The sequence below is a fragment of the Aquimarina callyspongiae genome (assembly GCF_034322225.1).
Lineage (GTDB): Bacteria > Bacteroidota > Bacteroidia > Flavobacteriales > Flavobacteriaceae > Aquimarina.
Genome location: NZ_JAXLPA010000002.1, coordinates 1,165,530 through 1,175,556, shown reverse-complemented (window position 1 = coordinate 1,175,556; position 10,027 = coordinate 1,165,530). Strand labels below are relative to the sequence as shown.

The 10,027-nt window shown below is 32.2% G+C and carries 11 protein-coding genes and 1 pseudogene; 6 read left to right on the top strand and 6 right to left on the bottom strand.

Features of this window, described 5'->3' with window-relative positions; genetic code table 11:
* Window positions 1-767 precede the first annotated feature (767 nt).
* Complete coding sequence (locus tag U0D62_RS12365; protein ID WP_322287598.1) at window positions 768-1,220, top strand: hypothetical protein; 453 nt, start codon at window positions 768-770, stop codon at window positions 1,218-1,220.
* A 54-nt stretch (window positions 1,221-1,274) separates the two neighbouring features.
* On the opposite strand, the gene U0D62_RS12360 is transcribed toward U0D62_RS12365, so the two are convergent.
* From U0D62_RS12360 to U0D62_RS12350, 3 genes are read right to left on the bottom strand one after another with little or no spacing between them, the layout of a single operon-like run.
* Window positions 1,275-1,823, bottom strand: a complete 549-nt coding sequence (locus U0D62_RS12360; protein WP_322287597.1) for an RsmD family RNA methyltransferase — start codon at window positions 1,821-1,823, stop codon at window positions 1,275-1,277.
* Window position 1,824: 1 nt separating this feature from the next.
* On the bottom strand, window positions 1,825-2,646 hold the full coding sequence (locus U0D62_RS12355; protein WP_322287596.1) for a DUF3822 family protein: 822 nt from the start codon (window positions 2,644-2,646) through the stop codon (window positions 1,825-1,827).
* Complete coding sequence (locus U0D62_RS12350; protein ID WP_322287595.1) at window positions 2,630-3,277, bottom strand: hypothetical protein; 648 nt, start codon at window positions 3,275-3,277, stop codon at window positions 2,630-2,632. The genes U0D62_RS12355 and U0D62_RS12350 overlap by 17 nt, the downstream gene beginning before the upstream one ends.
* Window positions 3,278-3,414: 137 nt before the next feature.
* Between U0D62_RS12350 and U0D62_RS12345 the strand changes: the two genes are divergently transcribed.
* The 5 genes and pseudogenes from U0D62_RS12345 (at window position 3,415) to U0D62_RS12325 (ending at window position 7,921) form a co-directional block, all read left to right on the top strand.
* Entirely contained in the window at window positions 3,415-4,842 is a 1,428-nt protein-coding gene (locus tag U0D62_RS12345) for an ATP-dependent DNA helicase (RefSeq protein ID WP_322287594.1), read from the top strand.
* A gap of 13 nt (window positions 4,843-4,855) precedes the next feature.
* Window positions 4,856-5,422 (top strand): DUF4126 domain-containing protein, encoded by a 567-nt coding sequence (locus tag U0D62_RS12340; RefSeq protein ID WP_322287611.1) that lies wholly within the window; start codon window positions 4,856-4,858, stop codon window positions 5,420-5,422.
* Window positions 5,423-5,500: 78 nt separating this feature from the next.
* Window positions 5,501-6,217: pseudogene (kdsB, locus tag U0D62_RS12335) on the top strand (3-deoxy-manno-octulosonate cytidylyltransferase); the annotation flags it as partial.
* Window positions 6,206-7,345: an iron-containing alcohol dehydrogenase family protein gene (locus U0D62_RS12330; protein ID WP_322287610.1), complete on the top strand. Its 1,140-nt coding sequence runs from the start codon at window positions 6,206-6,208 to the stop codon at window positions 7,343-7,345. The pseudogene kdsB and the gene U0D62_RS12330, both read left to right, overlap by 12 nt.
* Before the next feature lie 18 nt (window positions 7,346-7,363).
* The gene (locus U0D62_RS12325) at window positions 7,364-7,921 is read left to right on the top strand and encodes a 1-acyl-sn-glycerol-3-phosphate acyltransferase (RefSeq protein ID WP_322287593.1); all 558 of its coding nucleotides are present in this window, start codon (window positions 7,364-7,366) and stop codon (window positions 7,919-7,921) included.
* On the opposite strand, the gene U0D62_RS12320 is transcribed toward U0D62_RS12325, so the two are convergent.
* From U0D62_RS12320 to U0D62_RS12310, 3 genes are all read right to left on the bottom strand, one after another.
* Window positions 7,918-8,418, bottom strand: coding sequence for a hypothetical protein (locus tag U0D62_RS12320; protein WP_322287592.1), 501 nt, complete (start codon window positions 8,416-8,418; stop codon window positions 7,918-7,920). The two genes, U0D62_RS12325 and U0D62_RS12320, sit on opposite strands and share 4 nt — an antisense overlap.
* Window positions 8,419-8,602: 184 nt before the next feature.
* Window positions 8,603-9,124 (bottom strand): porin family protein, encoded by a 522-nt coding sequence (locus U0D62_RS12315; RefSeq protein WP_322287591.1) that lies wholly within the window; start codon window positions 9,122-9,124, stop codon window positions 8,603-8,605.
* A gap of 47 nt (window positions 9,125-9,171) precedes the next feature.
* On the bottom strand, window positions 9,172-9,900 hold the full coding sequence (locus U0D62_RS12310) for a YebC/PmpR family DNA-binding transcriptional regulator (protein ID WP_322287590.1): 729 nt from the start codon (window positions 9,898-9,900) through the stop codon (window positions 9,172-9,174).
* Window positions 9,901-10,027 lie beyond the last annotated feature (127 nt).

The following is a 10,027-nucleotide window of genomic DNA, read 5'->3' as shown; positions in this document are numbered from 1 at the left end:
AAAATCATAACTATTTCCTTCCCCTTTAACTTCATTATCTAACTCCTTACCATTAAACCCATAGCGATAGTCAGATGTGTTTCCGTGTCTGTTCGGGAGTAGCATCCCAAACGGATAGTAATCTTACTGGTTGAAATATCTGTAAAAGAGTTTGTTATAGGGATAAGTAAAATCATTTTTTTGCAGAATTATGCAAAAAATGTCAAAAAAATGACCAGTTTTTAAAGCGTAATTTTCAATGAACGTTAAAAAAATAAATATAACTGTTTTTAGATTAAATCAACTTGTGAATTAACATTGAAAATAAAAAAAATAAAAAATTTCAAAAAATGAGGTAACATAATTAAGGTTCGAGACACTTACTTACATAAGATCTATCATTAGGATACTTGTGGGTACTTAAAATTTGGATTTTATGTTTTAATAAAAGTCGCGGCAAAAGTGATAGGGGTATCGGCATGTCGCGGCTTTTTTTGTTTCAAAAATTAGAGATGTATACATCTTTGAATAACAAAGATGCATTAATTTTGTTGGTTTTATCGTTAAATATTTTTTTATTTGCGCTAAAATATAAAAGATGAAATTTCCCCAAAAAATCATTTGTGAAGAATACGTTAAAATACTAGTAAATATTATTTGTGTCGTTTTTTTGGTTAAATTTAGTAATTGCAAACCACAACGTAAATACAATTTTACCACATGATTGTTAAACCGTAAACCCAAAAAATCTACAAATCGTCACTCCCTAACCCTAACTTACTCCCACAATGAACAAGTATAAACTAACACTTATTGGATTAGTATTAGCACTTTTTGTTTATGTCACATCCATTGCCCTAGAATTAGATCTTTTTGAACGTTTCCTTGCTTTAATGTCAAGTTTAGAGCCTTATGAAATAGATGAGTTAATTGTTCCTCTAGTTATCTTTTTTCTGTTTTTATTTATAGATACACATCAACGTAGTAAAAAAATAGAGATAGAAAATGCAAAACTCAATATTTATAAAGCAATGCTATCCTCTAGTCATCATATCCTTAATAATTTTATCTATCAGATGGATATTTTTAAACTTACAGCAGAGGATACTCCAGGTTTTGATGCTAAGATTTTAGCTTTTTATGAGGATATTATCAATAATACCGCAGATCAGATTAATTCATTAAGTAATCTGAGTACTATTGATGAATATTCGATACGTACTTCAGTAATGACAACTTAAGTAACTGATAATAGTAAAAAACTACATTAACAACCGTTTCTTGGATTAAGAAAGTTATTCATTTGTCTGTTTTATAAAAAAACTAAAGACAGAGCCACCATATTTTCTAGATTCAGTAAAGAATGGCGTATCTTCTATAGAAGTGTGTTTAGAGTGCTCTATAATAAGTGTTCCGCCATTGTTTAATAGATCATTTTCAAAAACCAGATTCGCAATTTTTGAAAATTGCTCTTCTGTAAAATCATAAGGCGGATCAGCAAAAATAATATCTGATTTTTGCTTCACCTTTTCTAGATATGCGTATACATCACTTTTGATAGTAGTTATTGAGAAGTCTAAGTCTTGGGCAACACTCTTGATATAACCTACGCAAGCATAATGTGCATCTACAGCAGTAATTATTGAAGTACCTCTTGATGCAAATTCATAACTAATATTACCAGTTCCAGAAAACAGGTCTAATAGAGCAATGCTTGAAAAATTATATCTATGATTAAGAATATTAAAAAGCCCTTCTTTGGCCATGTCGGTAGTAGGTCTTACCGGTAACTTTTTTGGAGCTGTTAATCGCTTCCCTTTATGTATTCCTGAAATAATACGCATATTAAAAATGGCTTAATAATACAAAATGTTGGTGAGGTTCATAAGCTTTTACATCTGGTAAAAACTCTTTGTGTTGTGTATGATTACCAAAAACAATATGACGAACATATTGGTAACCTAATTTATAGTAATCACTATCTTCTGCAATATCTCCTAAAAAAACAAGTGTAAATTCTTCTGGATTAAGTTCTAATTGCTCAGCTGTAAATAATAAATAATATAAAAAATCCTCTTTGGTTTCACATTTATAAGTATTACTTAATACTAACTTCCCTTTTTCTATAACAACCAGATCAAAGGATTGAGCATACATATTAACAAAAACTGTAGCTTTTTCTGTGTTCTTTTGCTGTGCTAATAAGTTGTCGATAAGTACAGTTGCAGAATGTTTATAGGTAAAAGTACCAAAAGTTTCAAAAAAGAAATTATTAATATTAGCATAAGGTACATAAACAGTTACCAGATCATGTCGCTCTAAAATATCGTAAGTGATAAAATCATTTTCTAAAACTTTGATATTATACTTTAAATACTCTTTTAGCAATTGCTCATCAAACAATGCTTTTGGAACAAAAGTGTAAAGGTCATTCTGGTAGATTACTTCGACAGCACTAAAGTTTTGTTTAAGGTGCTCATTATGATCAAAGTAATATTTAATTTTACTTAGTACTTGTTCTGGAGATAGTTGAACACCAAAATTTTCATGTTCAAGTGCAGAAATTTGTAGCTCTTCATTTACAGTACAAAAAGAAAGTCCATTCAAGCTTACCTGAATGGACAATGTATATACTGTATTATCAGTAGTACTATTGGTCGTTTGCACCATAAGATTTTGGCCAGTTACCAGAGGTGTTAACTTCGGTCATCGAACCTACGGATAGGTGAGAACCATTAACCCCGTCTACAGATTTTACTTCTTTTTCTTGTAATAATAAGTCTCTATCTTGATCGTGTAATAGAACTTCTTTAGCTACTTTAGCTTCAAAAACAGCAATTCTCAACTCGTTTTTCTCAATATAACCAGCATTAAGCTCAAAGTTAGCATCAGTTCCAGCTACAGGAACTTTCATCATATTTTTATATCGATCACTCCCTTTAAATAAAGAATCTTTGACAGAAGCATATCCAAGTGTGTCGATTACAACAGTATCTTTTGGTTCATCAATTCTAAGAATTTCATTATATCTAATAAAACTAGAATCTTTTCGCTGTGTCAAAGTAAATTTTGCAGTATCTAAAAAGGCAATCAATTTTTGCGGATCTTTCTCAAATCTTCCAGTTACTGTTTTATGAGCTAATTCTGCTTGGCGAATGTCCTTTAAATTCTCAATAGCTTTAGCATAACGAGCTTTTTTTACTTTGTTGAATTTTACAGGACCGTTTATTGAATTGTATACCATGAACCCAAGAAAACCAATAACTATCCACAGAACTAATTGAATTACAATTTTCATTTTATAATTTAGCTTTTAAACATTAGTGTATACGCAAATCTACAATTTTTTTTTAATCGTAAAAGTTTATAGCCAAAAAATCATTGCTATCTTTGATTTATTAACAAGTTAATCTATTTAATGTATCAAGATATTTAATGAAGGAAACAGAATTTTATCAATTATTAAAAACGGACTTTCCTTTTGAACCTACCATAAAACAAGACATAGTCCTACAGAAGTTATCACATTTTATTTTATCAAGCTCATCAGATTCTTTATTTCTTTTAAAAGGATATGCCGGAACAGGAAAAACTACATTAATAGGTACCTTAGTTAAAAATTTATGGAAAGCTAAGTTAAAATCTGTTTTATTAGCACCTACAGGAAGAGCTGCTAAAGTGATTAGTAATTATTCTGGTAGGCATGCACAGACGATTCATCGCAATATTTATTATCCAAAAAAGAATAAGAGTGGAGGAGTAGCCTTCCAACTAAAACAAAATAAAAGCCGAAATACTATTTTTATAGTAGATGAAGCTTCAATGATTCCAGATGCACCAAGTGAAAGTAAATTATTTGAAAATGGGTCTTTGTTAGACGATTTGATGTTATACGTTTATTCAGGATATAATTGTAAAATTCTCTTTATAGGTGATACAGCACAGTTACCACCGGTAAAACTTGAAGTAAGTCCGGCATTAGATCCGGATAGTTTGTCAATGGGTTTTCATAAAGATGTAACTCAAATAGAACTGGATGAAGTTGTAAGGCAAGCAGAAGACAGTGGAATACTAATGAATGCAACGGGTTTACGAGAGTTGCTCAATGAAGGGTTTTATGAGACTTTTCAATTTACAATATCAGGGTATCAGGATATTATAAGATTAGTAGATGGGCATGAAATTATGGATGCTCTTAATGAGGCGTATACAGAATCAGGACATGAGGAATCCGTAATTATTTTAAGATCTAACAAAAGGGCTAATATATATAATCAACAAATTCGTTCTCGTATATTATTTCAGGAAGAAGAATTATCTGCTGGAGATTATTTGATGGTGGTGAAGAACAATTATTTTTGGTTAGATAATAAAAGTGAAGCAGGTTTTATTGCCAATGGTGATATTATTAAGGTGTTAGAAATTTATGCAATTAAAGAATTGTATGGTTTTCGTTTTGCAGAAGTAAAAGTAACGATGGTGGATTATCCGGATCAAAAACCGTTTGAAACCGTTTTACTACTCGATACTTTAACCTCAGAAACTCCGTCATTATCATATGAAGAATCAAATCGATTGTATCAAGAAGTGCAAAAAGATTTTGAAGGAGAAAAATCGAATTATAAAAAGTTTATGGGAGTTAAAAACAATAAGTTTTTTAATGCTTTGCAGATAAAGTTTTCCTATGCTATTACCTGTCATAAATCTCAAGGAGGTCAATGGGATACGGTCTTTGTAGAACAACCATACCTTCCAGATGGTCTTAATAAAGATTACCTGCGCTGGCTATATACTGCTATTACCCGTGCCAGGAAAAAATTGTATCTGATAGGCTTTAAGGATGATTTTTTTATTGAAAACTAGTATATTAGTAGTGATTATGCAAGAAACGGTATTAAGTATATGTTTAGGTATTGGACTGGCAGCATCGGTAGGGTTTAGAGTATTTTTACCACTATTAGCGGTTAGCATAGCTGGACATTATGGATTGATTCCTCTTAATGGAAGTTGGGAATGGGTAGGTAGTTCATTATCAATATTAATTTTGGCTATTGCTACTTTTGCAGAGATTGTTGCGTATTATATCCCTTGGTTTGACAACTTGTTGGATACGATAGCTATTCCTTTGGCAGCAGTTGCAGGAACAGCAGTTATGGTTTCTACAATGTCGGATATGAGCCCTGTGGTGACTTGGGCTTTGGCTATTATTGCAGGAGGAGGTACAGCAGCTACGGTTAAGAGTACAATGGGAGCATCAAGATTAACTTCTACTGCAACTACAGGAGGGGTTGCAAACCCTTTAATAGCCACGGTAGAAACAGGTACAGCAACCGTTCTATCAATAACTTCTGTGATTTTACCGTTTTTGGCAATAATCTTGGTATTATTATTGTTTATAGGGTTAAGGAAAATTTATAAAAAACTATTTTTTAGGTCTTCTTGATAATCGATAGAAAAAGGCTATTTTTGACGTTGCAAAAAGCAAGCAATTTTGAACAAACCGAAACTTAGAACTATAGCGATGATACCCGCCAGGTATGCTGCATCCCGATTTCCGGGTAAATTAATGCAGGATTTAGGCGGAAAAACTGTCATTCTCAGAACATATGAAGCTACTCAAAGTGCCAAACTTTTTGATGAAGTATATGTTGTAACAGACAGTGATATCATTTTTAAGGAAATTACTTCACATGGCGGAAAAGCCATTATGAGTATAAAAGAACATAGCTGCGGCAGTGATAGAATAGCAGAGGCCGTAGAAAACATGGATGTTGATATTGTGGTAAATGTCCAAGGAGATGAACCGTTTACAGAAAGAGAAAGTCTGGAGAAGGTTCTCGATGTATTTTATGATACAGATGCAGATCGTATAGATCTAGCAAGTTTAATGACGCCTATGAACGATTGGGATGATATAGTTAATCCTAATAGTGTAAAGGTGATTGTTGATAAAGACAACTATGCATTATATTTCTCTCGCTCTCCAATGCCTTATCCCAGAGACAGAGAAATTAATCATACTTACTATAAACACAAAGGTGTTTATGCTTTTAGAAAACAAGCTATTTTAGATTTTTATCACTTACCGATGCGCACATTGGAAGCATCAGAAAAAATCGAATGTATTCGATATTTAGAATATGGTAAGAATATTAAAATGGTGGAAACACATCATGAAGGTGTGGAAATCGATACCCCTGAAGATTTAGAAAAAGCAAAGAAAATAATGAATAACGAAAATCTTTTGAGTACAGAACCTACAACTACTGCAGAAATTAAGACAGGGATTCATAAGAACTTCCCCATGGTGCCTAGAGTGGTATTTGGTGAAGGATCTTTTGATCAAATAGGAGAGATTATTTCGCCTCAGCGAAGGGATAGCGCACCTTTTATTTATTTAATAGATGATGTATTTGAAAATAATACTTCGTTTATTGAGGATAGAATACCATTGTCATCGTTTGATAAAATACTTTATATTTCTACAGAAGAAGAACCTAAAACTTCTCAGGTAGATACTTTAGTTACTTTGATAAAAGAAGAGTACGCTTTTACTCCAAGTGGAATTATAGGTATTGGAGGAGGATCAATATTAGATCTGGCAAAGGCAGTTGCAATTATGTTAAACAATGCAGGAAGTGCTAGTGAATATCAGGGCTGGGATCTTGTAAGTAATAAAGCTGTATACCATGTTGGGATTCCTACTATTTCAGGAACAGGAGCAGAGGTTTCAAGAACTACTGTTCTTACAGGACCTGAACGAAAATTAGGTATTAACTCTGATTTTACACCATTTGATCAGGTGATTTTGGATCCGGAATTAATTAAAGATGTACCTAAAGACCAATGGTTTTATACAGGTATGGATTGCTATATTCATTGTATAGAATCTTTAAAAGGAACATATTTGAATGCTTTTAGTCAGAGTTATGGTGAAAAAGCATACGATCTATGTAAAGAAATTTTCCTTACTGATGATCTGGATAAAACTGAAGCAGATGCAAAACTAATGATGGCTTCGTGGCATGGAGGGATGAGTATTGCATATTCTCAAGTTGGTGTAGCTCACGCTATGAGTTATGGTTTGGCATATGTATTAGGAACAAAACATGGGATAGGTAATTGTATTGTATTTGATAAACTCCAGGATTACTATCCAGAGGGTGTAGCTTTGTTTAAAAAAATGAAGGATATTCATAATATAAAATTGCCTACAGGAGTTTGTGCTAATGTATCAGAAGAACAATTAGATGTTATGACTTCTGTAGCACTTGGTTTAGAGCCACTTTGGGAGAATGCATTAGGTCCAGATTGGAAAACAAAAGTAAACGCTGATATACTTAAAGGTATTTATCGTACATTATAATTTTTCTATTTTTTTCTTATGGCAGGTTTTTCATCATTTATATATCATAAAATTCTTGGATGGAAAATAGTTGGAGATTTTCAGGGAGAAGTTATTAAAAAATGTATGGTAATTGTGGTTCCGCATACCAGTTGGCATGATTTTTATATTGGCCTGCTGGTTAGAAAAGTTGTGAAACTTAGAATCAGTTTTTTAGCTAAAAAAGAACTTTTTAAATGGCCATTTGGTTGGTACTTTAAAAAAGTAGGAGGGATACCGCTAGATAGAACTCCTGGCCAGAATAAAGTAGAAGCAATAGCTGAAATTTTTAGGAAACGGGAAGAATTAAGATTAGCAATAGCTCCAGAAGGAACAAGGAAAAGAGTCAAAGAATGGAAAACGGGCTTTTATCATATTGCTAAAGAAGCAAAAGTGCCCATTATTATGGTGACTTTTGATTTTGCCAAAAAACAAAACGTAATATCAGAACCTTTTTATCCAACTGATGATATTAAAAAAGATTTTGAATTTATGTATGACTATTTTAAGGGAGTTATAGGAAAAAAAGCACAATATAGTTTTAATACGGAAGATTAAAATTTATAAGTTTTTTTCTCTTTTATTTCTTCTTTAGGAGCTTCTTCATTATTTCGCCCTCCAAAAATTAATTCTGTACTAGAAAATGTAGTACCAAAAGTTTTTGCAGCCAAATATACTTGAGATAATGCGCTTTCAACTTGATGATCAGTTAATTCTTTAAGTGGGTGAACATAGGCTGACCATAAGATCCCATTTGATATCGCATATTTTACATCAAGGGCAGAATGAAAATTGGCAGTTAAAGAGTCTAATAATAAATTTTCATCTAGATTTTCTGATTGAATGATAGGAGCAATAATTCTCATGCGATTATTTGTTGCATCTGTAACACAAAGCATAGGTATTTCTTTATATACAAATTGCCAGTTGCCTGAGATTCCGCTAACAGTATCTGCTTGTTTAGTAATAATTTCTAATAGTCTATTATTATCCATATTTTGAGAATATAGAAGAGTGCTAAAAGAAATGAATAGGAAAAAGAGTAATTGTTTCATAAACATATTTTTGATATAGTCGTATTATAAGACAAAAAATAACAAAAGAAACCCGTAAAAATAATTACTACACTTGATAAATAATTAGCGATTAATCATAATATACGTGGTAAAAACTTAAAACATAAAAAAGGGTTTAGCATCACTAAACCCTTCTCGTTATAACCTTATATTTGTTGAAGTATTAGAATTTATATCCTACTCCGAAATTTAAAAAATTGATTCTTGATGTAATGTCAGCAGAACCTGTGTAGTAATTATTCAATTGGAATACATAACGACTTTCTACAAAAATATTTTCTGTAATGTCGTATCCTACACCTGCTCCTAATCCGATATTAAACTTTGTAAAATCATCGGCAACATCTTCTAAAGTATATGTTATCTGTGGACCAGCTTGGATATTAAATCCGCTGTTTTCAGAAACATAATATTTGGCCATAATAGGCAACTGCATAAAGCTAGTATCATCAATGTTTGCATAACTCAATTCTGTTTGTACATTGAATTGTTCTGAAACATTAAAATCTGCAACAAAACCTAGATAGAATCCACCTTCTGTGGTTGAAAAATCTCCTAAATCTGTATCCACTTTAGCATTTCCGCTTAAATACCCTGCAGTAGCACCAAAACGAACTTTTTCTTGAGCTTGAGTTGATACGATCCCCGTTACCGCTAAGGCAATAATTAATAAAGTTTTTTTCATAAAATTTGATTAATGATTAAATTGATTGAAATATTAAAAAATTAAGGTTATTCCTGCTCAGAAGAAGATTCCTCCATTGTATGGTACACGTTTTGAACGTCGTCATCTTCTTCAATTTTTTCTAACAGCTTTTCTACATCAGCTGCCTGTTCTGGAGTTAATTTTTTAGTTACCTGTGGAATACGTTCAAAACCTGATGATAATATTTCTATTTGACGACTTTCTAGTTCTTTTTGGATTGTACCAAAACTCTCGAAAGAGCCATATATCAATATTCCATCATCATCTAAGAACACCTCTTCTGTTCCAAAATCAATCAACTCTAGTTCTAATTCTTCAGGATCGAGTCCTTCGCCATTAATTCTAAAGTTACAGGTGTGGTCAAACATAAATTCAACGGATCCTGAGGTTCCTAAATTTCCATCACATTTATTAAAGTACGACCTGATATTAGCAACTGTTCTATTATTATTGTCAGTTGCAGTTTCAACCAAAATAGCAATTCCGTGAGGAGCATATCCTTCAAAAAGCACTTCTTTATAATCTCCCTGATTTTTATCAGAGGCTCTTTTAATAGCCCTTTCGATGTTATCTTTAGGCATATTAACAGACTTGGCATTTTGAATAACAGCTCTTAAACGAGAATTAGAATCGGGATCAGGTCCTCCTTCTTTAACTGCTATTACAATATCCTTGCCAATTCTTGTAAACGCTTTAGCCATTGCTGACCAACGCTTCATTTTTCGTGCTTTCCTAAATTCAAAGGCTCTACCCATTATGCTAATTTTAAAAATTCGATTACAAACATAAGTAGAAACCGAATTTTTGGCAAATGTTTTACGTCGTACCTTTAGTAAGTACCTTTAGGGAAGAAAATGTTACCCAAAAAATGGATATTTTTTT

What these genes read in the sequence shown, in the direction of transcription:
- U0D62_RS12345 (WP_322287594.1), top strand. Translation starts at nt 3,415, where the DNA reads ATGAAGGAAACAGAATTTTATCAATTATTAAAAACGGACTTTCCTTTT.
- U0D62_RS12365 (WP_322287598.1), top strand. Translation starts at nt 768, where the DNA reads ATGAACAAGTATAAACTAACACTTATTGGATTAGTATTAGCACTTTTT.
- U0D62_RS12330 (WP_322287610.1), top strand. Translation starts at nt 6,206, where the DNA reads ATGAATAACGAAAATCTTTTGAGTACAGAACCTACAACTACTGCAGAA.
- U0D62_RS12310 (WP_322287590.1), bottom strand. Translation starts at nt 9,900, where the DNA reads ATGGGTAGAGCCTTTGAATTTAGGAAAGCACGAAAAATGAAGCGTTGG.
- U0D62_RS12360 (WP_322287597.1), bottom strand. Translation starts at nt 1,823, where the DNA reads ATGCGTATTATTTCAGGAATACATAAAGGGAAGCGATTAACAGCTCCA.
- U0D62_RS12350 (WP_322287595.1), bottom strand. Translation starts at nt 3,277, where the DNA reads ATGAAAATTGTAATTCAATTAGTTCTGTGGATAGTTATTGGTTTTCTT.
- U0D62_RS12315 (WP_322287591.1), bottom strand. Translation starts at nt 9,124, where the DNA reads ATGAAAAAAACTTTATTAATTATTGCCTTAGCGGTAACGGGGATCGTA.
- U0D62_RS12325 (WP_322287593.1), top strand. Translation starts at nt 7,364, where the DNA reads ATGGCAGGTTTTTCATCATTTATATATCATAAAATTCTTGGATGGAAA.
- U0D62_RS12320 (WP_322287592.1), bottom strand. Translation starts at nt 8,418, where the DNA reads ATGAAACAATTACTCTTTTTCCTATTCATTTCTTTTAGCACTCTTCTA.